The sequence below is a fragment of the Phyllobacterium zundukense genome (assembly GCF_025452195.1).
Classification (GTDB): Bacteria; Pseudomonadota; Alphaproteobacteria; order Rhizobiales; family Rhizobiaceae; genus Phyllobacterium; species Phyllobacterium zundukense_A.
The window spans coordinates 538,863-563,555 of the sequence record NZ_CP104973.1 but is presented as its reverse complement, the minus strand read 5'-3'; the positions used below and the strand labels follow the sequence as shown (position 1 = coordinate 563,555).

The following is a 24,693-nucleotide window of genomic DNA, read 5'->3' as shown; positions in this document are numbered from 1 at the left end:
ATCGGCTCACACCGCCAACCGGCTTGGCGGACGGTCCTTGGCAAGTTTCTTGAATTTCTTCACGACCATCTCACGCTTCAATCGCGAAATGTGATCGATGAACAGAACACCGTTCAAATGGTCGATCTCGTGCTGCAGACAAGTGGCGAGGAGCCCTTCCGCGGCAACCTCTTGCTGCTTGCCGTCGATGTCGACATAAGAAACGCGCACCTGTGCCGGTCGCTCGACTTCAGCATAGTAGTCCGGGATGGAAAGGCAGCCTTCCTCATAGACGTTACGCTCATCGCTCGACGACAATATCTGCGGATTGATGAATATCTGAGGGGCTTTGGGCTCGTCTTCTTTGGCAAGGTCGATGACCAGCATGCGCAGAGGCTCACCGACTTGAATGGCCGCGAGCCCAATACCTGGCGCGTCATACATGGTGTCGAGCATATCGGCCGAAAATTTGCGCAAATCGGCGTCGAAACGCTCCACAGGCTTTGACACCTGGCGCAGCAATGGATCGGGAAGAATGACAAGTGGTTTTATGGACATGAGCATCACCTAATATCTCGGCTTTCAACCGTCAATCCGGCCTGAAAGTCGTTTATAAAAATGTTCTCGTTTTGATCTCACATTTGCCGTCCGAATCGGTTAGTCTGCACATTATGGAAACGTCAATTTCTCTGGATCAAACTTTGTTTCAATTTGGCTCGAGCTCTGTGTCGCTCGGTGCTACCTTGCTGGCAGCAGGTTTCGCCACAGCGTTTATCGTGTTCTTCGCTGGCATTGCAGTGTTGCGCTCCAGCCGGATGCGGATGGTCGCCGAGATCCAGGCCGAAGACCGGGCGCGGGATGCGGAAGCCCGGATGGGCGAAATTCTGAAAAGCCAGTCGGAGATGCAAGGCCGGATGCAGACAATGGCCGAGCTGTTCGGGTCAAGGCAGGCCGAACTCAATCAATCGATCCGCGAACGACTGGATGGCATGACGAGCCGCATCGGCCAGACCATGACGGAACAGACGCAGTCCACACACGAAAATCTGACGAAATTGCAGGAACGTCTGGCGGTCATCGATACCGCCCAAAACAACATCCAGGCGCTCGCCGGGCAAGTGGTGCAATTACAGGCAATCCTTGCTAACAAGCAGACGCGCGGGGCCTTTGGCCAAGCCCGGATGGAGGCGATCATCGCTGATGGCCTGCCGCAGGGGGCGTATGAGTTCCAGGCCACTCTTTCCAACGGCAGCAGGCCGGACTGCGTGGTGCGTATGCCGAATGGCGCGCCCAATCTCGTTATCGACGCTAAGTTTCCACTGGAGGCTTGGAATGCTATCCGCGAGTCGGAAACACCTGAGACCAAGAAGATTGCAGCCGCTCAGTTCCGGCGGGACGTAGAGATTCACATTCGCGACGTGGCGGAGAAATATCTGATCAACGGCGAGACCCAGGATACGGCGTTTCTTTTTGTGCCGTCCGAATCGATTTTTGCGGAAATTCATGAGAATTTTGAGGCCGTAGTCCAAAAGGCGCATCGTTCGCGCATCGTGATCGTCTCGCCTTCACTGCTGATGCTTTCAATCCAGGTTATTCAAGCCGTCCTCAAGGACGTCCGCATGCGCGAGCAGGCGCATCTCATTCAGGGCGAGGTCATAAGGCTCATGGAGGACGTGGTGCGGCTCGATGACCGGGTGCGCCGCTTGCAGACGCATTTCGGTCAGGCCAACAAGGACATTGACGACATTTTGGTCTCTTCCAGCAAGGTGACCAAACGCGGTCAAAAGATTGAAGCGCTGGAGTTTGCCGAAACGCCTGTTGGCAACCCTCTCAAAGATGCCGAAACGACACGTTCTGCTGCCTCGGCAACGGGTCAATTGCGCCTGCGGGTTGTTGAGGGCGACGACTAACACCTAAGCCGCGTCAATCTTCTGACGCCGTGCCTTCCACGTACTGGTCGTCTGCGGCTTGACGAATAACGTGACAATATCGGGATTGGCCTTTTTCATGGCGGTTTCGAGACGCTCCACGCAGGCTTCCATTTCGGGAGCCTGGACGTCGTCTTCGAATTCGACGCTGAGGCCGGCCACGATTTGTTTAGGCCCCATGTGCAAGGTCAACACACCATTGGCCTTCTGAACGTCCGGATCGCTGTTTGCGATGTCCAGGATTTGCTGTTCGGTTTCGGGTGATGCCGATTCGCCCATGAGGAGGCCTTTGCTTTCGCGCGCCAGGAAAATTGCTGTCGCGGCAAGGACAAACGAAATGCCAATCGATGCAACGCCGTCGAGCTCCGGCATAGCGAAGATTTCTGCAGTGGAGATACCGATGAAGGCTATGACTAGCCCCAGCAATGCCGCTGTATCCTCAAACAGTACCATAAAGACACTGGGATCCTTGCTTTGCTGTACGGCGCGGACATAACCGAGGTCGCCTTTCACCGCTCGAAATTCCTTCAGGGCGACCAACCACGATGCTCCCTCGAAAACAGTTGCAAAGCCCAGCACAACATAGTTCACAATCGGGTTGGCGACAGGTTCAGGATCCAGGATATGGATAATTCCTTCGTAGAACGACACGCCGGCACCGACCGCAAAGACGAGTAACGCAACGATAAAACTCCAGAAATAGAGTTCGCGTCCATGGCCCAGCGGATGAGTCTTGTCTGCGGGCCTCGCAGCGCGGCGAAGCCCATAAAGCAACAGCCCGCCATCGCCGGTGTCTACCAGGGAATGCACACCTTCAGAAAGCATTGCCGAACTGCCGGTGAAAAAGGCCGCAATGAACTTCGTTGCAGCAATGAGCAGATTGCCAAGGATCGCAGCGTAGATCACTTTCTTCGATCCAGCGTGTGTCGTTGCTGATTGTGATGACATCACGATTTCCCCTGAGTTTACGAAACGCCACATGATTTGTTTGGTTCCGGGCTGGTCACGACCACTTGTCTTGAAAGGTTGCGGCAGAGAATGGTCGGAATGGCGCTAGCTCTCTTGCCATTCATGCGATAACCCTGCCTCAAATAGTGCAGGGCATCATGAGTAAATCCACAACTGAAAGTGCTATCTTCCTCGGGCTGGATACCGGCGGCACCTATACCGATGCGGTCCTTTGGTCCGAGCAGCGCGGCGTCATTGCCAAAGCCAAATCTTTAACAACGCGGCATGATTTGAGCGTCGGGATTTCCGGCGCCGTAAAGCGCATCATGGCTGAAACATCGGTCGCTCCTGCCGACATACGGCTTGTTTCCATGTCGACAACGCTGGCCACCAATGCACTTGTAGAGGGGCAAGGCGGCCGCATCGCACTGATCATGGTCGGATTCTCCAAAGTTGATCTGGAAAAGGCTGATCTTGGCACGGCCCTCGGATCAGATCCCGTTGTCTTCATACCCGGTGGACATGATGTCTATGGCCGGTCGCAGCCATTCGATACGAGTGTCTTGAGTGAGGCCCTCCCACAGTTGACGCGGGAGGTAACCGGTTTTGCCATCTGCGCTTATTTTGCTGTGCGCAACCCTGAACATGAAATCGCGGTTCGTGATCTCGTGCGAAGAGAAACCGGTTTGCCCGTTACCTGCAGCCATGAGCTTTCGGCCAAATTGAACGGCCCCCGTCGTGCTTTGACCACCGTCCTCAATGCGCGGCTTATCGCGATGATAGACCGGCTGGTGGCCGCAACGGAAGGCTTTCTCGACGTGAGCGGCATCCACGCCCCGCTCATGGTGGTGCGCGGCGACGGCGCCCTTGTCTCTGCCGCCTTTGCCCGGCACCGGCCAATTGAGACCATTCTTTCTGGACCGGCGGCCAGTCTGGTCGGTGCGCGGTACATGACAGGGCTCGACAATGCGATCGTCTCTGACATTGGGGGCACGACCACAGATGTCGCAGTTCTCGACAAAGGCCGGCCTCGGCTCGACCCCAACGGCGCCACGGTAGGCGGCTTCCGTACGATGGTTGAGGCGGTCGCCATGCATACTTTTGGCCTTGGGGGAGATTCGGAAGTATCCCTCGACGACAATGCCATGGTTCCAGGCATCAAGCTTGGCCCGAGAAGGCTCGTGCCCTTGTCGCTGCTCGCCGCCAATCATGGCTCATTGGTCATCGATCATCTGATGCGGCAAGCAAAGGCAGCCACTGCCGGCCGATTGGACGGGCGTTTTGCGCTTCTTACGGGTGTTCCGGCGCAAATGGCATCCGGTTTGAGCAAAAATGAAGCCGAACTGTATGGACGCATCACACACGAACCGCAGCCGCTGGACAGGCTTTTGGGTTCCATCTCACAGGCAACCACTGTCAACCGCCTTGTGGCGCGGGGTTTGGTTCATCTGTCGGGTTTCACGCCGTCAGATGCTTGCCACGTTCTGGGGCTGCAAGATAATTGGAATGCGGAGGCAGCACGTTACGGTGCCATACTCTATGCACGGCGCAAGGATGGTGCTGGACGTCCGCTGTGCGACACACCCGAGGAGGTTTCCCACCGTACCTATGATGCGTTGATCCGACGCTCTTCCGAAGTGGTTCTTGAGACGGTTTTCGCCGAGGACGGGCTTGAAGGAGCGGAAACGGTGGCTAGTCCATTGGTCCAGCGCGCCCTTTCCGGTGAGACCGGGATTGCCGGAGTAAGGCTCTACATAGACCGGCCATTGATTGGCCTGGGCGCGTCGGCACCGGTCTATTACCCGGCTGTGGGTGACATGCTTGGCACGGAATGCATTGTCCCTGTAGATACGGACGTCGCCAACGCTCTGGGCGCCGTTGTTGGGCAGGTTCGTGTTTCGGTTGAGGCCCATATCAGCCAGCCCGCCGAGGGCATCTTCCGCGTCATGGCCGGGGAGACCGTCAGGGATTTCGAGATTGAGGAAGAATCGATTGCCTTTGCCGAATTGACGCTGGAATATCAAATCGGACAGCTGGCCCTGGAAGCTGGAACCGATGAAGCGCAGATCAGCATCACTCGTGACGTCAGCGCCGCCACAGTCGAGGATCAGCGCAAGTTCATCGAAGCGGTGGTAATAGCAACAGCCTCCGGCAGGCCGCGCATTGCGCATTGAAACATTCTTTCCAACTTGGCCCAAAATTGTGCTGCTATTGAAGAATTGACTGACAATGCTTCTGCGTGTTCAAGGGTAGGCCTACGAAATTTAAGGAACGAACTATGGTTAAACGCATCGAGATCAATGGCTTGAAGGTAGCGAAGGAACTCCACGACTTCGTGGTCAATGAAGCTATCCCGGGTACCGGCATCGATGCGGCGCAATTCTGGTCTGGCTTTGCAAAGATCATCGAAGATTTGGCCCCAAAAAACCACGCACTCTTGCAAAAACGCGATGCATTCCAGCAGAAGCTGGACGATTTTTACAAGAGCAAGCGCGACAGCGGCTACAGCCACGAAGAATACGAAACCTTCCTGAGGGGAATCGGCTACCTGTTGCCAGAAGGCGAAGCCTTCGCCGTTTCAACCAGCAATGTTGATCCTGAAATTGCCGTTGTCGCTGGTCCGCAGCTTGTCGTTCCCGTCATGAATGCCCGCTATGCGCTCAATGCCGCCAATGCGCGCTGGGGATCGCTGTACGATGCATTGTATGGAACGGATGCCATTCCGGATGACGGCGGCGCTGAAAAGGGCAAGGCGTTTAACCCGGTCCGAGGGTCGAAGGTGATAGCCTGGGCCAAAGCGTTTCTCGACGATAGCGCGCCGCTGGATGGTGCACATTGGGCCGATGTTTCCGGTCTGAGCATCAATAATGGGACGCTCGCGCTCGAGGCGAGTGGCAAACCTGTCTCGCTCAAGGATAAAGGACAGTTTGCCGGTTATCGCGGTGCCGCGACTGCTCCGACCGCAATTCTTCTCATAAAGAATGGCCTGCATGTCGAGATCGTCATCAATGCCGATCATCCGATTGGCAGGACAGATCCCGCACATATTGCCGATGTTCTGCTGGAATCGGCTCTGACCACGATTCAGGATTGCGAGGATTCCGTTGCGGCTGTCGATGCGGAAGACAAGGTTGTCGTCTACCGCAACTGGCTCGGCCTGATGAATGGCGATCTCGAAGATACTTTCGAGAAAAGCGGCAAGACAGTTACGCGCAAACTCAATGCAGATCGGGAGTACACAGGCACGGACGGCAAGCATCTGACCGTACCTGGACGCTCGCTCATGCTGGTGCGCAATGTCGGTCATCTGATGACCAATCCTGCAATCCTCGACAGTGAGGGTAACGAGGTGCCGGAAGGCATCATGGATGCGGCGATTACCGCTTTGGCTGCGCTCCACGACATAGGACCAGGCGGCCGGCATAAGAATTCCCGCGCCGGATCCATGTATGTAGTCAAGCCAAAAATGCACGGTCCCGAAGAGGTAGCATTCGCTTCCGAGCTGTTTGGAAGGGTCGAGACGCTGCTTGGCATGCAGCCAAACACCATGAAGATGGGAATCATGGATGAGGAACGACGCACCACGGTTAACTTGAAAGAATCCATACGTGCTGCGAAGGAACGCGTCGTCTTCATCAATACAGGGTTCCTCGACCGCACGGGTGATGAAATTCACACTTCGATGGAAGCCGGTCCCATGATCCGCAAGGGCGACATGAAACAGGCCGCCTGGATTGGCGCGTATGAGGACTGGAACGTCGATGTCGGTCTTGAGTGCGGACTTTCAGGTCGTGCGCAGATCGGCAAGGGCATGTGGGCCATGCCGGACCTGATGGCAGCAATGCTTGAGCAGAAGATCGCGCATCCGAAAGCCGGTGCCAACACCGCCTGGGTACCATCGCCGACCGCTGCGACGCTCCATGCAACGCACTACCACAAGGTCAATGTCGCCGAAGTCCAGACCAGTTTGAAAAAGCGTGGACGCGCCAAGCTCAGCGATATTCTATCCGTACCCGTCGTTTCCCGCCCCAATTGGACACCGGAAGATATTCAGCGCGAACTCGACAACAATGCGCAAGGGATTCTTGGCTATGTCGTGCGTTGGGTCGACCAAGGCGTTGGCTGTTCCAAGGTGCCGGACATTAACAATGTGGGCTTGATGGAAGACCGCGCAACGCTTCGCATCTCTGCCCAGCATATCGCCAATTGGCTGCATCACGGTGTAGCAAGCGAGGCGCAAGTGCTTGAGACGCTGAAGCGCATGGCAGCGGTCGTCGACAAGCAGAACGCTGGCGATCCGCTCTATCATCCGATGGCCACTGATTTTGACGGTTCAATTGCTTTTCAAGCGGCCTGCGACCTCGTTTTCAAAGGCCGCGAACAGCCAAATGGCTATACAGAGCCGGTCTTGCATCGCCGCCGGCTCGAGCTGAAGGCAAAGCAGACTGCTATCTAGGTCTACGGACATATGGCTCACTACGTCAGATATCTTGTGTTCCTCACCGCTGTGATCGTGTGGAACACGGGTCTGGCTGAAGAAAGACAAACGTCGGTAGTAGAGATCGTCGACTGGGGGCTGACGAGCCCGAAGGAAGTCGGATCCGAAGTTTCACCCGATACGCCGACGGGTGTGAACCGGCTGGTCGAAGGTCCGGTCGATGTCATGCGAACCACGATCATCCGAGCATGCATTGGCACGAGTTTCGGTGTCCTTTACAGAACGTCGGATGTCGGTGAGGCGGTCCTTCCAATAACGGTCGTGGTTTTCCACCCAATGATCAAAACAGAGGACGGCCGATCGATGCTGAAAAGCAGCTGGCCTGACAGTGCGACCTCCCTGCGTCGTTACGCCGGCTGGGTTTTCGAAAGGGACTTCGAACTCGTCTCCGGGGAATGGACGATTTCGCTGCGTGACCTGTCCGGTCGGGAACTGGTATCAAAAAGTTTCGAAGTAACTGCCGGAAGCTGTCCGATTTCATAGACGGAAGATGGGCTGGGATTGAGCGGAACGTGAGTTCTATATCCGAACTGCCACATCCGCCTACTTGTGTGCTGGCTGATTCTTGTTTAGGCGAGGCGCATGAAACTGCTTGCGCTCGATACCGCTGCCAATCTCTGCTCCGTCGCCGTTCTCGACGTTGAAAGCGGTACTATACTGGCGGCGTCCAGCGAAGATATCGGCAAAGGGCATGCCGAGCGATTGATGGCCACGATCGAGCAGGTGGCCGCTGCGGCCCAAATTTCCATCACGGATATTGGCAAGATTGCTGTCAGCATTGGACCCGGATCGTTTACCGGCGTCCGCGTCGGCGTCTCCACGGCGCGGGGTTTTGCGCTCGCGCTAAAATGTCCGGCAGTTGGCATAAGCACGCTTCAGGCGCTCGCTTACGATGCAGCCAAGCAATTTTCGCATAGGCCAATCCTTTCGATCATCGATGCACGGCGTGACGAGCTTTATGCTCAATTCTTTGGCGAGAATGGATCGGCGGCATCGGAGCCTGTGGTGACGACATTGCACTCGATTGTGAAACAATTGGAAGAACGAGGCAGTGAACACGTGCTCGCGGGTTCGGGTGCAATTCTAATCGAAAAAGAACTTGGTCGTCCTCTCGACATTGCCGCAAACACAGCGACAGGAAGCATCGAGGCGTTCGCCCGGCTTGGAGCATTGCGCAGGGATGGCGAGGCGCCAAGACCGCTTTATCTGCGTGGCCTTGATGTCAAGCAGCAGCAGGGGTTTGTTCTGAAAAGGAAGGTCGTCGAATGATCGGCTTTCCATTCGACACCATGCGATCGCAATCCTTTGTGATTGAGCCGGTTCTTCCGGAGGATGCGCCACATCTGGCCAAGATTCATGAGAAGACATTTCGGCAACCGTGGAGTGATGAGGAATTTCATGCACTTATCGTCAACGACAAGGTTTTCGGGTTTATCGCTCGGGAGGAGGGGAACCGAAAAGCGCAACCGGGCGGGTTCGTTCTGGCGCGTCTTGTGTTGGACGAAGCGGAAATCCTGACTATCGCCGTTGCACCCCAGTCACAGCGTAAGGGTCTTGGCCACGCTTTGATGGATGCAGCGCTCCGTTATCTTCACAATGCGCGCGCAACTATGCTGTTTCTCGAGGTCGATGAGCTCAACGTACCGGCACTTGCACTTTATCGCAGGCTTGGTTTCAAGCAGGTTGGAAAGCGGCCGGGCTACTATGAAACGGCGGCAGGACGCTCGGCAGCCTTGACGATGCGCCGCGATTTGAAAAAGAGCCGCTGAATGATCGCGTGGTTGCGTTTTCTGGTGACGGCGACGGCGTTTGTTCTCGTTATAATACTCCTGGTACCCCTGCAGTTCCTGTTTGTGAAAACCGGCTGGCGGCCGCGCACCACCACGCCAATCTTGTTTCATCGGATCGTGCGACGTCTCCTTGGTTTTCGAGTGCATGTCCATGGCGATATGGCAAAGGGACGGCCCCTTCTGTTGACGGCAAATCATTCCTCGTGGACGGACATCGTCATCCTCGGCTCGTTGCACGAGATGGCTTTTATCGCCAAGGCGGAAGTGGCGAACTGGCCGTTGTTTGGCATGCTGGCCAAGCTGCAGCGGACGGTGTTCATCGAGCGGGAAAAGCGCGGCAAGACGCATCATCAAGCCAGTGAAATCGCAACCCGGCTCGCTGGAGGCGACGCCATGGTGTTGTTTGCCGAGGGAACAACCTCCGACGGCAACCGCGTCCTTCCGTTCAAGACATCACTTTTTGGCGCCGCGCAGGTGGCAATTCGCGATGCGGGTGCAGAAACGGTTACGGTACAGCCCGTGGCGATCGCCTATACACGAGTTCATGGCATACCGATGGGACGATCACATAGACCGCTTGTTGCCTGGCCGGGTGATGTACCCCTCGGCCCAAGTTTGATTGGTCTTCTCAAAGATGGCGCTATCGACGTCGATGTCTGGTTTGGCGAACCAGTCGTCATCGACAGGAAAAGCGACCGCAAGGCTTTAGCACGGACGATGGAAGAGCGTGTCCGCGCAATGGTGCGATCTTCGGTGATGGGGCGTGATTTTGTCAATCCGGACGCCGAAAGCGACTCAGCTATTCTCAACGACGCCAAAAAGCTTTAGAAGCCTGCAAATGGACGACATGAACATCAATACTGAGCCGGGCGAAGCTTCCGGCACCGCTCGGCATTCGCCGGCACTTGCGAACACGCGCAAGGTCTATGTAAAGACCTATGGCTGCCAGATGAATGTCTATGACAGTCAGCGGATGACCGACAGCCTCGCCGCCGAAGGCTATAGTCCGACCGATACCGCTGACGATGCGGATCTCGTGTTGATCAATACTTGCCATATCCGCGAAAAGGCTTCCGAAAAGCTCTATTCGGCGCTTGGCCGTCTGCGAAAGATGAAGGATGCGCGGGCAAAGGAAGGTCGCGAACTGACTGTCGGTGTCGCCGGTTGTGTTGCCCAGGCAGAAGGCGATGAGATCACACGCCGCGCGCCGGTCGTGGATCTCGTCGTCGGTCCCCAGACGTATCATCGTCTGCCCCAGGCGTTGGCTCGCGTTCGCCAAGGTGAGCGCGTAGTCGAGACCGAGTATGCGATAGAAGACAAGTTCGAGCATCTGCCTGCGCCTGCAAAAGAGCAGACACGAAGCCGTGGTGTAACGGCGTTTTTGACGGTGCAGGAAGGGTGCGACAAATTCTGCACGTTCTGTGTGGTCCCGTACACACGGGGTTCGGAAGTTTCCCGTCCCGTCGCACAAATTCTGAAAGAAGCTGAAAAGCTTGCCGATGCCGGCGTGCGTGAACTGACCTTGCTCGGTCAGAACGTCAATGCCTGGCACGGCGAGGGTCCGGACGGACGCGAATGGGGTTTGGGTAAGCTACTCTACAGCCTGGCCGAAATCCCCGGAATCGTGCGGCTTCGTTACGTCACCAGTCATCCGCGCGATATGGACGACGCCTTGATCAACGCGCACCGCGATCTTGATATGCTGATGCCTTACCTGCATTTGCCCGTTCAGTCCGGTTCCGATCGCATCCTCAAAGCCATGAACCGCAAGCACACAAGTGCCGACTATTTGCGTTTGATCGAGCGCATTCGCGCTGCTCGTTCCGATATCGCCCTGTCTGGCGATTTCATTGTGGGATTTCCGGGCGAGACGGAAGAAGATTTCGAAGCGACAATGCAGATTGTGCGCGATGCTACATATGCTGCAGCCTATTCGTTCAAATACTCGCCGCGGCCCGGCACGCCCGGTGCTGATATGACTAGTCATATCGATGAAGCGGTGAAGGATGAAAGACTCCGGCGCCTGCAGGCCCTGCTCAGTGAGCAGCAATATGCGTTCCAGCGCAGCCTCGTTGGCAAGAGCATGGATGTGCTGATCGAAAAGCCCGGCAGGGTACCCGGCCAGATGGTCGGAAGATCTCCCTGGTTACAACCCGTAATTATCGATGTACACGGGCCAAGAATCGGCGACATTATCAAGGTACGAATCATCGACACCGGTACCAACAGTCTGATTGGCATTCGGGAGATGAACTCGGCGAGCAATGGGACTATATAAAAGGCTGAACACTTATTCAGGAGAGCCGTTTGAACGCCACCGAAAAACTGAAACCCGCTCCCTCAGGAGCTTCAGATCTGGCGCATATCGTACTGACATTTGATAATAATCGGCTGGCGAGTGCGCTGTTCGGCCAATTCGATGAAAATCTCGCCCGCATCGAGCAGAAGCTCGGTGTCGATGTTCGCTCAAAAGGTAATCAGCTCGCCATTCGGGGTGAACCTGGCGCAACAGAACAGGCACGCAGGACGCTCGATCAGCTCTACGAGCTTTTGCAGAAAGGCCATGACATCTCCGCGTCCGATGTCGATGGCGCATTGCGCATGGCAATTGCCGCCGATGACCAGTTGACGCTCCCGACGATGGAAAACAAAAGCAAGATGGCTGCAGCCCAGATATCGACCCGCAAAAAGACGATCTTTGCCCGCACGCCGACGCAGGATGCCTATATGCGAGCGCTGGATCGCTCGGAGATGGTTTTCGGTGTCGGGCCAGCGGGTACTGGCAAGACCTATCTTGCAGTCGCGCACGCAGCGATGCTGCTTGAGCGCGGCCTCGTCGACCGCATCATTCTCTCGCGTCCAGCCGTCGAGGCCGGCGAACGACTAGGCTTCCTGCCGGGCGACATGAAGGAAAAGGTCGATCCCTACCTGCGACCGCTCTACGATGCGCTCTACGACATGATGCCCGCCGACAAGGTGGAGCGGGCGATTGCGGCCGGCGTAATCGAAATAGCGCCGCTCGCCTTCATGCGCGGCCGGACACTTGCCCATTCGGCGATCATTCTCGATGAGGCGCAGAACACGACTGCCATGCAGATGAAGATGTTTCTGACCCGTCTGGGTGAAAACGGCCGAATGATCATCACCGGTGATCCGAGCCAGATCGATTTGCCTCCGGGACAGAAATCCGGATTGGTAGAGGCGCTGAGAATTCTTGATGGGGTCAGCGGGATCGTCACCGTGCGCTTTACTGATGTAGATGTTGTACGGCATCCGCTCGTTGCCGCGATTGTCCGTGCCTATGACAAGGAAGGCGCCAAGCCCTGACACTTGGCGAAATATCTTGATCGAGATCGACATACTGGTTGAAACGGACGGCTGGGATGATGAATCCCTATTGCGCGATCTGGCGACCAACGCCATTGCTGCCGCGTGGCAAACGCTTGAGCGAGGGGAACAACCGGCAAGCGAACTCAGTCTGGTCTTCACTGATGATGCCACGATCAAGGAACTTAACAATGACTGGCGTGACAAGGACAAGCCCACCAACGTCCTGTCGTTTCCAGCTTTTGGGCTAAAGCCTGGTCACAAGCCTGGGCCAATGCTCGGCGACATTGTCATTGCACGCGAAACAGTGGCGCGCGAAGCTTTGGACGAGGGCAAGCCTTTCGATCACCATCTCAGCCATCTCATCGTTCATGGATTTCTGCATTTGCTCGGCTATGATCATCTCAACGAGACGCAAGCGGAGGAGATGGAAGGACTTGAACGCAAAGTCCTTGAACGTCTTGCCATCCCGGACCCATATGCGCTATCCGTCATTGACGATCAATTCGATTGAGGACCATGTCTGACACGTCGCACCAGAACGATTCTGCCGCCGTTCCCTCGAGGGGAATATCGGGGCAGGAGAGTGATGCCGAAGGGCAAAGTACTCCCAGAGCGCAAGGTCAAGAAAAGCGCTCGCTCCTTTCCGCAATTTTTCCATTTCTCCGCGCCCGCCCAGGAACCTCCCTGCGGGAAGACCTCGATGCTGCTCTGGCCGAGAGCCATCACGGCGACACGGCGTTTTCGCCTGAAGAGCGTGCCATGCTGCACAATATCCTGCGTCTGCGGGAGTTGCGCGTGGAAGACGTCATGATCCCGCGTTCCGATATCGAGGCCGTAGAGATTTCCACAACGCTTGGCGACCTGTTGGAGGTTTTTGAAAAGTCTGGTCATTCGCGTATGCCGGTTTTCGCTGAAACGCTCGATGACCCGCGCGGCATGGTTCATATTCGTGATGTGGTCAATCACATCACCAATATTTCCAGGATCAAACCGCGAAGGACAGCTGCCCGGGTGTCCAGGATACCTGCTGCGGCAAAGTTCAACCTGTCCAATGTCGACTTGACCAAAACCATTTCTGACCTGAGTTTGATGCGGCCAATCCTGTTCGTGCCGCCATCGATGCTTGCCAATGATTTGATGGGCCGCATGCAGGCACAACGCATCCAGATTGCTCTTGTCATTGACGAGTATGGCGGAACCGACGGTCTGGTTTCACTGGAAGACATCGTCGAAATGGTCGTTGGAAATATCGAAGACGAGCATGACGACGATGAAGTGATGCTCATTGAAGACCCGGAAGGTGTTTTCATTGCCGATGCTCGCGCCGATCTCGATGAGGTCTCCGAAAAGATCGGCACTGGATTCGTCATTGGTGAACACGGAGAGGATGTCGATACCGTCGGCGGACTGATCTTCTCGATCCTCGGCCGTATTCCGGTGCGCGGCGAGATGGTGCAGGCGGTCCCCGGCTATGAGTTTCACGTGTTGGAAGCCGACCCCCGCCGCATTCGCAAGGTGCGTATTGTACCTCTACGCCACGCGGAACGCCGCCCAACTCGCCTCGCCAAACAAGAAGATCCTGCGGATCATCCGTCGGATCGTGGCCAATGATCGTTTTGCTCGTGTCGCGTCCGTGAATGTCACAATATCCCGAGCCGAAAAAGAGGCAGGGGTAGTCCAGCGGCTGCCCGGAAAAATTATTCTCCTGTCGGGCTGGAGGCGGGTCGTGCTGTCGTTCCTGATGGGAGCGCTCGCGAGCTTCGCGCTTCCGCCCTATGACTTCTTTGCCGTTTGTTTCATATCGTTCCCGGTTCTTGTCTGGCTCATTGACGGGGCCGTCGATAATGCCGGCGCAGGGCCGATCCGCCGTCTTTTACCGGCCGCAATGGTAGGCTGGTGGTTCGGCTTTGGCTATTTCGTATTCGGGCTCTGGTGGATCGGCAACGCTCTGCTTGTCGATGCTGCCAACTTTGCTTGGGCTATCCCTTTTGCGATTCTCGGGCTTCCGGCCTTTCTTGCCATCTTTTATGCCTTTGCCACGGCGCTCGCACGGCTGTTGTGGAGTGATGGCCTTGGTCGGATATTCGCGCTTGCCTTTGGATTCGGCATCGCGGAATGGCTTCGATCATTCGTTCTGACGGGCTTTCCCTGGAACGCCATAGGCTACGCGGCTATGCCGGTGCCAGTGCTGATGCAGTCATCGGTCATCGTTGGGCTGCTCGCGATGAATGCGCTGGCTGTGATCGTTTTTTCCATGCCTGCGCTGCTGGCGGGCCGGCATGGTCTGAGAAGCGGTACCATTCTCGCCCTCGTCCTGATATCCGCCCATGTGGGATTCGGCGTATATCGGCTCAGCAATGCCAAGGTCGAAGCTAAAGGACTGCAAGTGCGTGTGGTCCAACCATCGATCGCGCAGGATCTCAAATGGGACGCCGACGCACGGCGGGGTATAATGGACAAGTATCTCGCCATGACCGGCGAGGTGCCCAAGGATGGCAAGCCTAAGCCACAGCTCGTCGTTTGGCCGGAAACAGCCGTTCCATATATTTTGACGAAGACGCCCGAAGCACTGAAGAGTATTGCCGACGTTCTAGCGGATGACCAAGTCCTTTTAGCGGGGGCAATTCGAATGGAAGAGCCCGGCGGCAGCGATGCGCCGCTTTACTACAATTCGATCTATGCAATCGACGCCGAGGGAGAAATCACCGGCGCTGCAGACAAGGTCCACCTCGTTCCGTTTGGAGAATATGTGCCGCTTGAGAACATTCTGCGCAGGTTCGGCATCAGCGAAGTCATCGAACTGCCCGGCGGGTTCACAGCTGCAGCGACCCGTCGTTCGCTTACCGTGAGAGACAATTTTACCGCCTTGCCTCTCATATGTTACGAGGCGATTTTTCCAGCCGAAATGTCCTATGAAGGACCGCCTGCAGACGCCATTGTCAACGTCACGAACGATGCTTGGTACGGAGACACCCCGGGTCCTTACCAGCATTTCCGGCAGGCTCAATTGCGCGCGGTGGAGCAGGGATTGCCTCTTATAAGGGCTGCCAACAACGGACTCTCTGGTGTTGTAGATCCGTACGGCCGAATCATCGATGGGTTGGCACTCGACGCCATTGGCGTGATCGATGTCGCTCTTCCAACGAAAGTGGAACTACCAATTCGTGCAGCTGCGCGCCATTTTCAATTCTGGATTGTAATTGGCATTGTTCTAGTTGTAACGCTGGCTTATTTTTCTCGCCATAGAGCGAGGGTTGGTTGACATTTCGGACGTGGACCTATCGAATAAAGCCTTATTTGGACCGTTGATGCATTGATGATAAAATTCGTTTTAAGCTTCATTTCATACGAATGAGATTTTTATGACTGATACTAATAAGAAGAGACCAAACCCAGTAGACGTACACGTGGGTGCACGCATTAGGTTGCGGCGCAACATGATTGGATTGAGCCAGGAAAAGCTTGGTGAAAGCCTTGGAATAACATTTCAGCAGATACAGAAATACGAAAAGGGCATGAACCGGGTCGGCGCCAGCCGCTTGCAGGCTATCGGGAATATTCTCAATGTGCCTGTCACATTTTTCTTTGACGACATGCCTGGTCAATCCGACAAGCCCAAAGGGTTCGAGGAGGAGAGCGAGACCACATATGTCGTCGGCTTTCTTAATAGTTCCGAGGGGATTCAGCTTGCCCGTGCATTCGCCAAAATCGGCGATGCCAAGATAAGGCGGAAAATTCTCGATCTTGTCCGTACATTGGGTCACGAAGAAGAGTAATCGGCTGAAATGCGTGTTCGGATACGAAAGCGCATTCGGACGCTTTAGAAAAAAATTCTCAAACTGCCATTTGTTTGAAAACGAAAGCAATTGACTGATCCCCTGGACCTTGGCAAAGACTACGCTGCCCAATTCAGACTTTGCTGATTGAGCATTCGTTCGCTTTTCAAGAGGGGTTCCCCGTGACACGCAGTTCTTATCTTTTTACCAGTGAGTCCGTATCTGAAGGTCATCCAGACAAGGTCTGTGACCGCATTTCCGATGAAATCGTAGACATGATCTACAAAGAGGCAAAGAAAACAGGCGTTGACCCGTGGACTGTGCGCATTGCTTGCGAAACGCTGGCAACTACCAACCGCGTCGTGATCGCCGGCGAAGTGCGTGTTCCTGACACACTGCTGAAGAAAGACAAGGACGGCGTCGTGCTGAAAGACGCCAAGGGACATCCGGTTATCAATCCCTCGCGCTTTCGCGCCGCTGCCCGCCGCGCCATCCGCGATATCGGTTATGAGCAGGATGGATTCAACTGGAGGACGGCAAAGATCGAAGTGCTCCTGCATCCACAATCAGCTGACATTGCGCAGGGCGTCGACAATGCGGCCGATCGACAGGGCGAAGAAGGCGCTGGTGATCAAGGGATCATGTTTGGCTACGCCTGCCGTGAAACACCGGACCTGATGCCAGCCCCAATCTATTATTCCCACAAGATTCTCGAACTTCTCGCGGCCGCCCGTCACAAGGGCGAGGGTGATGCTGGCAAGCTCGGCCCTGACGCCAAGAGCCAGGTTACGGTCCGCTACGTCGATGGCGTAGCAGCTGAAACCACGCAGATTGTACTGTCGACGCAGCATCTCGATGCGAGCTGGGACTCCAAGAAGGTTCGCAAGGTCGTTGAGCCATATATCCGCGAAGCGATGGGCGATCTGAAGATCGCGGACGATTGTGTCTGGTACATCAACCCAACCGGCAAGTTCGTTATCGGCGGGCCCGATGGGGATGCCGGTCTGACAGGCCGCAAGATTATCGTCGACACGTATGGTGGTGCCGCGCCCCATGGCGGTGGTGCATTCTCGGGCAAGGATACGACCAAGGTCGATCGTTCCGCCGCTTACGCTGCCCGCTATCTTGCGAAGAACGTCGTTGCCGCCGGGTTTGCCGATCGCTGCACGATCCAGCTCTCCTATGCGATTGGCGTTGCCCAGCCGCTGTCGGTTTATGTTGATCTGCATGGAACCGGCAGCGTGAATGAGGATCAGGTGGAAGCCGCCCTGCGCAAGGTGATGGACCTTTCGCCATCCGGAATCCGTAAACATCTCGACCTCAACAAGCCGATCTATGCCAAGACGTCCGCCTATGGCCATTTTGGCCGCAAGCCCGGCCGCGATGGCTCTTTCTCCTGGGAGAAGACCGATCTGGCCAAGCAATTGAAGTCCGCTCTGGCTGCTTGAGCGGCCATTGCAAAATCCTATGACTGAGGCACGGCGCGAGCGTTCAACGGAGGCATTCTTCGGTAGAAGAAGCGGTAAAGCGCTGCGTCCTATGCAGCGCTCCATCCGCGATGAGCTCTTGCCGCTGCTCAAGCTTGATCTTGGTGTACAAGCACCCGACGACCTCCGCAGTTTGTTTTCTGCGGAGGTCGAAACGGTCCGAATGGAAATTGGCTTTGGCGGCGGCGAACACCTGTTGCATGAGGCGCGGCGTTGTCCGCAATCAGGATTCATCGGCGTGGAGCCGTTCGTCAACAGCATGGCGAAACTCGTCGTCGATCTCCATGAAGATCCGATACTGAACATTCGGCTCTATGATGATGATGCAACGCAGGTCCTCGACTGGTTGCCAGACAACTCCTTGGACGGCATTGATCTGTTCTATCCCGATCCTTGGCCGAAGAAGAAGCACTGGAAACGCCGCTTTGTCAGTCAAAAGAATCTCGACCGTTTTGCTCGCGTACTGAAGTCCGGGAGTCGTTTCCGGTTTGCTTCCGACATCGACACTTATGTGAACTGGACGCTGCAACATTGCCACGCGCACGGGCAATTTGAGTGGCAGGCGGAGACTTCCGCCGACTGGCATACGCCTTATGAAGCGTGGCCAGGCACTCGTTACGAACAGAAAGCCCATCGCGAAGGCCGTATCGGTGCTTACCTGACATTTTTGCGTCTGTAGGTCGTGAACTCATAAATCTGGTGGAAATGGGCGCCTGAAACGGCAAGAAGATGCGAGGAGAAGCGTGAAGGGCGGGGTCTTTCTCCCGGCCGAACGGTTCGACACTGCAGCTTGCAGCCGTTTCGGCGTCCGCAGGACAGGGTCCATTTGCCCCGCTGCGTCGTCGCAAAGGCTCGACAATGGATAAACATTGCCATCGCCCTTGCTCCTTGCATATCCAAACAAATGGCCTCCTGCCATTTCCATCAGATTTATGAATTCACGACCTAATATCAATCTGCGATGCGACGGCGTTTGGTTCGTCATTTCACGTGACAGCTTCCTGACAGTTTCCTAGTATCATTTTAAGGATGAGGAGACCGCTGGGAGGCTGTCCGTATATCAAGTTGTCGAACCAAGGATTGGCATCTGCCATCCGGTTTAACACGCGTTGGCATCTTCCCGTTTTCTTCAGTGTCTAAAAATAAACAGACGGCCGACGGCCGTCATGGGAGGATTCCAGAAATGCATAAGATATTGCTTGCTTTTGCGGCCGCCGGGGCGATCGTTTTGTCCGGCCAGGCCTTTGCCGCCGACTATAAAATCATGGCACCAGCAGCGCCAGGCGGCGGTTGGGATCAGACTGCCCGCACGATCCAGAGTTCACTGCAGGACGAGAAGATTTCCGGTAGCGTTCAGGTTGTGAACGTTCCCGGTGCGGGCGGTACTATTGGCTTGGCGCAATTCGCCAACTCGGCCAAGGGCGATCCTTCGCAGCTCATGGTTGGCGGCTACGTCATGGTGGGTGCCATTCTGACCAACGCATCGCCTGTAACGCTGGATCAGGTTACTCCGATCGCTCGCCTGACGGGTGAGTTCGAGGCTGTAGTTGTTCCGGCTGCGTCGCCGATCAAGACGATGGCTGAACTGGTCGAAAAGCTGAAGGCTGATCCTGGAGCGGTTTCCTGGGCAGGTGGCTCGGCCGGCGGTACTGATCAGATCACTGCTGGTCTGATTGCAAAGGCTGTCGGCGTCGATCCAACGAAGATCAACTACGTTGCCTTCTCCGGTGGTGGTGAAGCCTTGGCCGCACTCCTTGGCGGGCAGGTTACGGTCGGCATTTCCGGTTACGGCGAATTCGAATCGCAGATCAAGTCCGGCGCCCTGCGCATCATAGGTATTTCCAGCGAAGCAAAGGTCGAAGGAATTGATGCGCCGACCTTCAAGGAGGGCGGTGTGGATGTCGCCATCCAGAATTGGCGTATGATCGCGGCTCCTCCCGGTATCACACCGGAACAGGAAGCTGCGATCAGTGCAGACGTCGAAAAACTGGCAAAGTCAAAGACCTGGCAGGAACAGCTCAAAGCCAAGGGCTGGGCCGACACTTATCTTGCCGGTGACGCGTTCAAAGCTCAACTGAAAAAGGATACCGAAGCAACAGCCGCTATCCTGAAAGATATTGGCCTCGTGAAATGACCCAAGAGACACCGAGTTCCGAAGCGCGCCGCCCTGATCGGGCGGCGCTGGCAATTGCCGCCGGTATCGCAATTGTTGCTGCGATCATCGCCTATAGTACGGCCACCGCCGTTGGCGGCAGCGCGACACGCATCGGTCCGGCAGTGTTTCCTTATGCGATTGCCGGCGGTCTGTTTATTCTTGCTATCTGGACTGCTTTTGAAGCGATGCGCGGTGATTTTCCCGAACGCGAGGAACAGCAGATCCAGCCTGTTGTCTGGATTGTAGGCGGTCTCGTCGCCCAGATGCTGCTTTTGCATATAACGGGCTTTGCCATCGCGACAGGACTGCTTTTCGCCGCTACCGCGCGTGGCTTCGGCAAGGGACCGCTCTGGATGACAGTTCCCATCGGTATTGTTTTGTCATTTATAATCTGGGTCATTTTTGCCAAGGGACTGGAGTTGTCCCTCCCGGTTGGACCGCTTGAACGTCTCATTTAAGGACCGGCTATGGATAGTTTTTCCCTATTAGCACATGGTTTTGCCGTAGCATTCCAGCCATTCAATCTGCTTTATGCGCTCATCGGCGTAACATTGGGTACGGCCGTAGGCGTTCTGCCCGGCATTGGTCCAGCTCTTACGGTCGCGTTGTTGCTGCCGGTTACCTATAAGCTGGACCCCGCAGGTTCGCTCATCATGTTTGCCGGCATCTACTATGGCGGCATGTATGGCGGGTCGACCACGTCGATTCTTTTGAACACGCCAGGGGAGAGTGCATCGATCGTCACTGCGCTCGAAGGCAACAAGATGGCGCGCGCCGGGCGAGGTGGTCCTGCCTTGGCGACGGCGGCGATCGGTTCCTTCGTTGCGGGGTTGATCGCGACCATGGCGCTGGCGCTGATTGCCCCCACCATTGTCAAATTTGCGCTTTCCTTTGGCGCGGCCGAATATTTTGCCCTGATGATGTTGGCCTTCATGACGGTTTCGGCAGCGTTTGGCGATTCCACCTTGCGTGGATTGACTGCGCTTTTCATAGGCCTAGCGCTTGGTTTGATAGGCGCCGACGGTCTGTCGGGACAGGTGCGCCTGGGCTTCGGCATCCCCGATCTGACTGATGGCGTCGAGGTTACAACGCTTGCCGTTGCCCTGTTTGCGATTGGTGAAACATTGAGTGTCGCTGCATCGAAGGGCACGGGCGAAGGAAAAATCGAGCCCGTCAAGGGGTCAGTCTGGATGAACAGGGAAGATTGGTCACGTTCCTGGAAACCCTGGCTTCGGGGAACATTCATTGGTTTTCCGATCGGCGCGATGCCGGCGGGCGGTGCGGAAATTGGTACGTTCCTGTCCTATTCGGTGGAGAAGCAGCTGTCGAAAAAGCCTGAAGAATTCGGCCATGGCGCCATTGAGGGTGTCGCGGGTCCTGAGGCGGCCAACAATGCATCGGCCGCAGGCACGCTTGTTCCCCTGCTGACGCTTGGTCTTCCGACAAGCGCCACTGCAGCCATCATGCTGGCAGGATTCCAGCAGTTCGGTTTGCAGCCCGGTCCGCTGTTGTTTGCAACCAATCCGCAGCTGGTCTGGGGTTTGATCGCCAGCCTGCTTGTGGCCAATTTCATGTTGCTGGTACTGAATTTGCCGCTGGTCGGATTATGGGTCCGGCTGCTATCCATCCCAAGGCATTGGCTTTATGCCGGCATCCTGGTCTTTGCGACACTCGGAACCATCGGCGCCAATCCCTCGACATTCGAGCTAGGCATGTTGCTGCTGTTTGGCCTGCTCGGCTATTTCCTGCGGCTTTTTGGCTATCCGATTGCGCCTGTGGTCGTGGGTCTCATTCTCGGACCCATGGCGGAGATACATTTCCGCCGCGCACTACAGATCAGCCAAGGCGATTTCACTGTCTTCGTCAGCTCGCCCATATCGGTCATACTGCTGTTGCTTGCAGTATGCGCAGTTGTGGTCCCGCTTATCCTGCGGGCGCGAGGCAAAGGTAAAGTCTTGGCCGCCCTCGCGGCTAACGAGGATTGAGAAGGTCTGCTACGCCGTCTATCGGAGATTAGCGCCGGTAGATGGATTTGAACTGTACTGGATCGATACCGAGCGCACGCAGGTCAGACGCGACGGGCTGGTGGCCAAGTCGAGTAGCTTCGGCGACAGCAACAGCGCTTCCGAATGCGCGGAAGAAGTTGCCAATCTTTGAAAGCTGTTGAGTTTTGGACATTTTTTCATCCTTTAGTCTATATTGCACTGCAGCATAGATAGGATGAATGAGCTGATAAATTTAGGTCCAACAATGCAGGGCAGCCATGCGAAAACGCATGACGAGATTGGCGTCTGTAAACAACTCAGCAGAAAATCACCTCTGCGCTTGAAACTCGCGCATCATTTCGGTATATAAGCGTCATATTCTTGGTCGATAGAACAGGAGTGGGTCCAGACCGGTCCCGCTCTTTTTTGTTTCTTAGGGCCGAAACAGGGAAAATCTTTGCGTGACAGACGACGCTAATACGAAACAGGAAACGGCCCACATAGAGGGTGCCGACGAGCGGATCATCACTGAAACGGGTATCGATGCCCGCGTTGCCGGTATCATTGAACCGGTGCTGCAGTCCATCGGCTTTCGGTTGGTACGCGCCCGGCTTTCCGGTCTCAATGGCTTGACGCTGCAGATCATGGCCGAGCGCCACGACGGCACGATGACTGTGGAGGATTGTGAACTCGTCAGTCGAACATTGTCACCGGTGCTCGATGTCGAGGATCCAATCGACCGGAATTATCATCTCGAAGTCTCCTCACCGGGCATTGACCGGCCGTTGGTTCGCAAATCAGATTTTACCAAATGGATCGGCCATATCGCCAAGATCGATACATCGGCCGTTCACGAAGGACGCAAAAAGTTTCGCGGCCGCATAGCCGAGGTTTCCGTCGAAGGCGTCACGGTCGAGAGCGACCAGGCGAGCTATGGCGACAAACCAGTCGTAGAGGTTCCGTTCGAGCTGATTTCGGATGCACGGCTTGTCCTGACAGACGATCTCATTCGTGATGCGCTGCGCCGCGACAAGGATTTGCGCGAAGGCCGGATCCCGGAAGATAGCACTGGCCAAGCAGACGAGGCGGAAGCTTCGACGGCGGGGCAGGAACAGACAAAACAGGATTGATATTTTCATACGCCCGCAGAAGCAATGCGGCGATGAACCCTAAGGGGAACTTCAAGGAGAAGAACATGGCAGTCAGTGCAAACAGGCTAGAACTTCTGCAGATCGCCGATGCGGTGGCGCGCGAGAAGTCGATTGACCGCGAGATCGTGATTGCGGCGATGGCCGATGCCATTCAGAAAGCCGCGCGCTCGCGTTATGGCCAGGAAACCAATATTCGGGCCGATATCAACGCCAAGACCGGTGAGATCAAGCTTCAGCGCCTGCTTGAGGTGGTTGATGATGTCGAAGATCCTGTCACCCAGATCAGCATGGAAGCTGCGCGGGATCGCAATCCGGATGCGCAGCCGGGCGATTTCCTTGCCGACCAGCTGCCACCTATGGATTTCGGCCGTATCGCTGCCCAGTCCGCCAAGCAGGTCATCGTGCAGAAGGTGCGCGAAGCCGAGCGTGACCGCCAGTACGACGAATACAAGGATCGCGTTGGTGAAATCATCAACGGCAGTGTCAAGCGCGTGGAGTATGGCAACGTGATCGTCGATCTCGGTCGTGGCGAAGCCATTGTCCGCCGCGACGAGCTGATCCCCCGCGAAACGTTCCGTTATGGCGACCGTGTTCGCGCTTATGTTTACGATGTGCGCCGCGAACAGCGCGGTCCGCAGATTTTCCTGAGCCGTACGCATCCGCAGTTCATGGCAAAGCTCTTCACCATGGAAGTTCCGGAAATTTATGATGGCATTATCGAGATCAAGTCGGTAGCTCGCGACCCGGGTTCGCGCGCCAAGATCGCGGTCATCTCCCGTGATTCCTCGATCGACCCGGTCGGCGCCTGCGTTGGTATGCGCGGTTCGCGCGTTCAGGCGGTTGTCGGTGAGCTTCAGGGCGAAAAAATTGACATTATTCCATGGTCGCCAGAGCCCGCTTCCTTCATCGTCAATGCGCTGCAGCCGGCGGAAGTTTCCAAAGTTGTTCTCGATGAAGACGCCGAACGTATTGAAGTTGTGGTCCCGGATGACCAACTATCACTTGCAATCGGTCGTCGTGGGCAAAATGTTCGCCTCGCGTCGCAGTTGACGGGCTGGGATATCGATATCCTTACAGAGCAGGAAGAATCCGAGCGCCGCCAGAAAGAATTCGTCGAACGGTCGAACCTCTTCATGGAAGCGCTTGATGTCGACGAGATGGTCGGCCAGGTTCTTGCCTCCGAAGGTTTTGCCAGTGTCGAGGAAATCGCGTATGTGGATGCCGATGACATTTCCTCCATCGATGGTTTCGATGAGGATACGGCAACTGAGATTCAACAGCGCGCCCAGGAATATCTTGGCCGTATCGAAGAGGAACGCGACGCCCGCCGCAAGGAACTGGGTGTTGCGGACGAGCTTCGTGACCTGCCAGGCATGACCAACGCTATTCTCGTTGCTGTCGGTGAAGATGGCGTCAAGACGGTCGAGGACTTCGCTGGCTACGCAGTCGACGAACTGACCGGCTGGCGTGAACGCAAGGATGGTGAGACAATCAACTATCCAGGCATTCTGTCGTCGTTCGAAGTCAGCCGTGCCGACGCGGAACAGATGGTTCTTGCTGCACGCCTGAAAGCCGGGTGGATCACGGAAGACGATCTTGCTGCTGCCGAAGCCGAACCAACGGCGGAAGAAGAGGTCGCTGGCTGATTTCGAGCGATCCAGACGTG

At 55.9% G+C, this 24,693-nt stretch carries 23 protein-coding genes; 20 read left to right on the top strand and 3 right to left on the bottom strand.

Annotation, left to right across the window (positions count from 1 at the left end):
* Window positions 1–6: 6 nt before the first annotated feature.
* A complete protein-coding gene (def, locus tag N8E88_RS15120) occupies window positions 7–537 on the bottom strand; it encodes a peptide deformylase (RefSeq protein ID WP_262294380.1) in 531 nt (176 codons plus the stop codon).
* Window positions 538–650: 113 nt separating this feature from the next.
* Here def and N8E88_RS15115 point away from each other — a divergent pair, with 113 nt between their 5' ends.
* Window positions 651–1,889: a DNA recombination protein RmuC gene (locus N8E88_RS15115; protein WP_262294379.1), complete on the top strand. Its 1,239-nt coding sequence runs from the start codon at window positions 651–653 to the stop codon at window positions 1,887–1,889.
* Between the two features lie 3 nt (window positions 1,890–1,892).
* On the opposite strand, the gene N8E88_RS15110 is transcribed toward N8E88_RS15115, so the two are convergent.
* Window positions 1,893–2,855 carry a cation diffusion facilitator family transporter gene (locus N8E88_RS15110; RefSeq protein WP_262294378.1) on the bottom strand — a complete coding sequence of 321 codons (963 nt, stop codon included), beginning with the start codon at window positions 2,853–2,855 and terminating at the stop codon, window positions 1,893–1,895.
* Between the two features lie 158 nt (window positions 2,856–3,013).
* Between N8E88_RS15110 and N8E88_RS15105 the strand changes: the two genes are divergently transcribed.
* From N8E88_RS15105 to N8E88_RS15025, 17 genes are all read left to right on the top strand, one after another.
* The gene (locus N8E88_RS15105; protein WP_262294377.1) at window positions 3,014–5,029 is read left to right on the top strand and encodes a hydantoinase/oxoprolinase N-terminal domain-containing protein; all 2,016 of its coding nucleotides are present in this window, start codon (window positions 3,014–3,016) and stop codon (window positions 5,027–5,029) included.
* 104 nt (window positions 5,030–5,133) lie between these two features.
* A complete protein-coding gene (locus N8E88_RS15100) occupies window positions 5,134–7,311 on the top strand; it encodes a malate synthase G (protein WP_262294376.1) in 2,178 nt (725 codons plus the stop codon).
* Window positions 7,312–7,323: 12 nt separating this feature from the next.
* On the top strand, window positions 7,324–7,836 hold the full coding sequence (locus N8E88_RS15095; RefSeq protein WP_262294375.1) for a DUF3859 domain-containing protein: 513 nt from the start codon (window positions 7,324–7,326) through the stop codon (window positions 7,834–7,836).
* A gap of 99 nt (window positions 7,837–7,935) precedes the next feature.
* A complete protein-coding gene (tsaB, locus tag N8E88_RS15090) occupies window positions 7,936–8,622 on the top strand; it encodes a tRNA (adenosine(37)-N6)-threonylcarbamoyltransferase complex dimerization subunit type 1 TsaB (RefSeq protein WP_262294374.1) in 687 nt (228 codons plus the stop codon).
* On the top strand, window positions 8,619–9,122 hold the full coding sequence (rimI, locus tag N8E88_RS15085; protein WP_262294373.1) for a ribosomal protein S18-alanine N-acetyltransferase: 504 nt from the start codon (window positions 8,619–8,621) through the stop codon (window positions 9,120–9,122). The genes tsaB and rimI overlap by 4 nt, the downstream gene beginning before the upstream one ends.
* On the top strand, window positions 9,123–9,971 hold the full coding sequence (locus N8E88_RS15080; protein WP_262294372.1) for a lyso-ornithine lipid O-acyltransferase: 849 nt from the start codon (window positions 9,123–9,125) through the stop codon (window positions 9,969–9,971).
* A gap of 19 nt (window positions 9,972–9,990) precedes the next feature.
* On the top strand, window positions 9,991–11,421 hold the full coding sequence (gene miaB, locus N8E88_RS15075) for a tRNA (N6-isopentenyl adenosine(37)-C2)-methylthiotransferase MiaB (RefSeq protein ID WP_262295486.1): 1,431 nt from the start codon (window positions 9,991–9,993) through the stop codon (window positions 11,419–11,421).
* Between the two features lie 29 nt (window positions 11,422–11,450).
* Window positions 11,451–12,470, top strand: a complete 1,020-nt coding sequence (locus N8E88_RS15070) for a PhoH family protein (protein WP_262294371.1) — start codon at window positions 11,451–11,453, stop codon at window positions 12,468–12,470.
* The gene (gene ybeY / locus N8E88_RS15065) at window positions 12,445–12,984 is read left to right on the top strand and encodes an rRNA maturation RNase YbeY (RefSeq protein WP_262294370.1); all 540 of its coding nucleotides are present in this window, start codon (window positions 12,445–12,447) and stop codon (window positions 12,982–12,984) included. Before N8E88_RS15070 ends, ybeY begins: the two co-directional genes overlap by 26 nt.
* Before the next feature lie 5 nt (window positions 12,985–12,989).
* Entirely contained in the window at window positions 12,990–14,084 is a 1,095-nt protein-coding gene (locus tag N8E88_RS15060) for a hemolysin family protein (RefSeq protein ID WP_262294369.1), read from the top strand.
* Window positions 14,085–14,214: 130 nt separating this feature from the next.
* Window positions 14,215–15,735: an apolipoprotein N-acyltransferase gene (gene lnt, locus N8E88_RS15055; protein WP_410010676.1), complete on the top strand. Its 1,521-nt coding sequence runs from the start codon at window positions 14,215–14,217 to the stop codon at window positions 15,733–15,735.
* Window positions 15,736–15,835: 100 nt separating this feature from the next.
* On the top strand, window positions 15,836–16,249 hold the full coding sequence (locus N8E88_RS15050) for a helix-turn-helix domain-containing protein (protein ID WP_112526604.1): 414 nt from the start codon (window positions 15,836–15,838) through the stop codon (window positions 16,247–16,249).
* 182 nt (window positions 16,250–16,431) lie between these two features.
* Window positions 16,432–17,697, top strand: coding sequence for a methionine adenosyltransferase (metK, locus tag N8E88_RS15045; protein ID WP_262294368.1), 1,266 nt, complete (start codon window positions 16,432–16,434; stop codon window positions 17,695–17,697).
* A 19-nt stretch (window positions 17,698–17,716) separates the two neighbouring features.
* The gene (locus N8E88_RS15040) at window positions 17,717–18,415 is read left to right on the top strand and encodes a tRNA (guanine(46)-N(7))-methyltransferase TrmB (protein WP_262294367.1); all 699 of its coding nucleotides are present in this window, start codon (window positions 17,717–17,719) and stop codon (window positions 18,413–18,415) included.
* Window positions 18,416–18,919: 504 nt separating this feature from the next.
* On the top strand, window positions 18,920–19,870 hold the full coding sequence (locus N8E88_RS15035) for a Bug family tripartite tricarboxylate transporter substrate binding protein (protein ID WP_262294366.1): 951 nt from the start codon (window positions 18,920–18,922) through the stop codon (window positions 19,868–19,870).
* Entirely contained in the window at window positions 19,867–20,349 is a 483-nt protein-coding gene (locus N8E88_RS15030; RefSeq protein ID WP_262294365.1) for a tripartite tricarboxylate transporter TctB family protein, read from the top strand. The genes N8E88_RS15035 and N8E88_RS15030 overlap by 4 nt, the downstream gene beginning before the upstream one ends.
* A 9-nt stretch (window positions 20,350–20,358) precedes the next feature.
* On the top strand, window positions 20,359–21,876 hold the full coding sequence (locus tag N8E88_RS15025; protein WP_262294364.1) for a tripartite tricarboxylate transporter permease: 1,518 nt from the start codon (window positions 20,359–20,361) through the stop codon (window positions 21,874–21,876).
* A 28-nt stretch (window positions 21,877–21,904) separates the two neighbouring features.
* On the opposite strand, the gene N8E88_RS15020 is transcribed toward N8E88_RS15025, so the two are convergent.
* The gene (locus N8E88_RS15020; RefSeq protein WP_181872304.1) at window positions 21,905–22,069 is read right to left on the bottom strand and encodes a hypothetical protein; all 165 of its coding nucleotides are present in this window, start codon (window positions 22,067–22,069) and stop codon (window positions 21,905–21,907) included.
* A 268-nt stretch (window positions 22,070–22,337) separates the two neighbouring features.
* On the opposite strand from N8E88_RS15020, the gene rimP reads away from it, so the two are divergent.
* Window positions 22,338–23,006 (top strand): ribosome maturation factor RimP, encoded by a 669-nt coding sequence (gene rimP / locus N8E88_RS15015; protein ID WP_262294363.1) that lies wholly within the window; start codon window positions 22,338–22,340, stop codon window positions 23,004–23,006.
* Window positions 23,007–23,071: 65 nt separating this feature from the next.
* Window positions 23,072–24,673, top strand: coding sequence for a transcription termination factor NusA (gene nusA, locus N8E88_RS15010; RefSeq protein WP_262294362.1), 1,602 nt, complete (start codon window positions 23,072–23,074; stop codon window positions 24,671–24,673).
* Window positions 24,674–24,693 lie beyond the last annotated feature (20 nt).

Excerpts from the sequence above, each read along its gene's own strand:
- def (WP_262294380.1), bottom strand. The coding sequence starts at position 537 with ATGTCCATAAAACCACTTGTCATTCTTCCCGATCCATTGCTGCGCCAG.
- N8E88_RS15115 (WP_262294379.1), top strand. The coding sequence starts at position 651 with ATGGAAACGTCAATTTCTCTGGATCAAACTTTGTTTCAATTTGGCTCG.
- N8E88_RS15110 (WP_262294378.1), bottom strand. The coding sequence starts at position 2,855 with ATGTCATCACAATCAGCAACGACACACGCTGGATCGAAGAAAGTGATC.
- N8E88_RS15105 (WP_262294377.1), top strand. The coding sequence starts at position 3,014 with ATGAGTAAATCCACAACTGAAAGTGCTATCTTCCTCGGGCTGGATACC.
- N8E88_RS15100 (WP_262294376.1), top strand. The coding sequence starts at position 5,134 with ATGGTTAAACGCATCGAGATCAATGGCTTGAAGGTAGCGAAGGAACTC.
- N8E88_RS15095 (WP_262294375.1), top strand. The coding sequence starts at position 7,324 with ATGGCTCACTACGTCAGATATCTTGTGTTCCTCACCGCTGTGATCGTG.
- tsaB (WP_262294374.1), top strand. The coding sequence starts at position 7,936 with ATGAAACTGCTTGCGCTCGATACCGCTGCCAATCTCTGCTCCGTCGCC.
- rimI (WP_262294373.1), top strand. The coding sequence starts at position 8,619 with ATGATCGGCTTTCCATTCGACACCATGCGATCGCAATCCTTTGTGATT.
- N8E88_RS15080 (WP_262294372.1), top strand. The coding sequence starts at position 9,123 with ATGATCGCGTGGTTGCGTTTTCTGGTGACGGCGACGGCGTTTGTTCTC.
- miaB (WP_262295486.1), top strand. The coding sequence starts at position 9,991 with ATGAACATCAATACTGAGCCGGGCGAAGCTTCCGGCACCGCTCGGCAT.
- ybeY (WP_262294370.1), top strand. The coding sequence starts at position 12,445 with ATGACAAGGAAGGCGCCAAGCCCTGACACTTGGCGAAATATCTTGATC.
- N8E88_RS15060 (WP_262294369.1), top strand. The coding sequence starts at position 12,990 with ATGTCTGACACGTCGCACCAGAACGATTCTGCCGCCGTTCCCTCGAGG.
- lnt (WP_410010676.1), top strand. The coding sequence starts at position 14,215 with ATGGGAGCGCTCGCGAGCTTCGCGCTTCCGCCCTATGACTTCTTTGCC.
- N8E88_RS15050 (WP_112526604.1), top strand. The coding sequence starts at position 15,836 with ATGACTGATACTAATAAGAAGAGACCAAACCCAGTAGACGTACACGTG.
- N8E88_RS15040 (WP_262294367.1), top strand. The coding sequence starts at position 17,717 with ATGACTGAGGCACGGCGCGAGCGTTCAACGGAGGCATTCTTCGGTAGA.
- N8E88_RS15035 (WP_262294366.1), top strand. The coding sequence starts at position 18,920 with ATGCATAAGATATTGCTTGCTTTTGCGGCCGCCGGGGCGATCGTTTTG.
- N8E88_RS15030 (WP_262294365.1), top strand. The coding sequence starts at position 19,867 with ATGACCCAAGAGACACCGAGTTCCGAAGCGCGCCGCCCTGATCGGGCG.
- N8E88_RS15025 (WP_262294364.1), top strand. The coding sequence starts at position 20,359 with ATGGATAGTTTTTCCCTATTAGCACATGGTTTTGCCGTAGCATTCCAG.
- N8E88_RS15020 (WP_181872304.1), bottom strand. The coding sequence starts at position 22,069 with ATGTCCAAAACTCAACAGCTTTCAAAGATTGGCAACTTCTTCCGCGCA.
- nusA (WP_262294362.1), top strand. The coding sequence starts at position 23,072 with ATGGCAGTCAGTGCAAACAGGCTAGAACTTCTGCAGATCGCCGATGCG.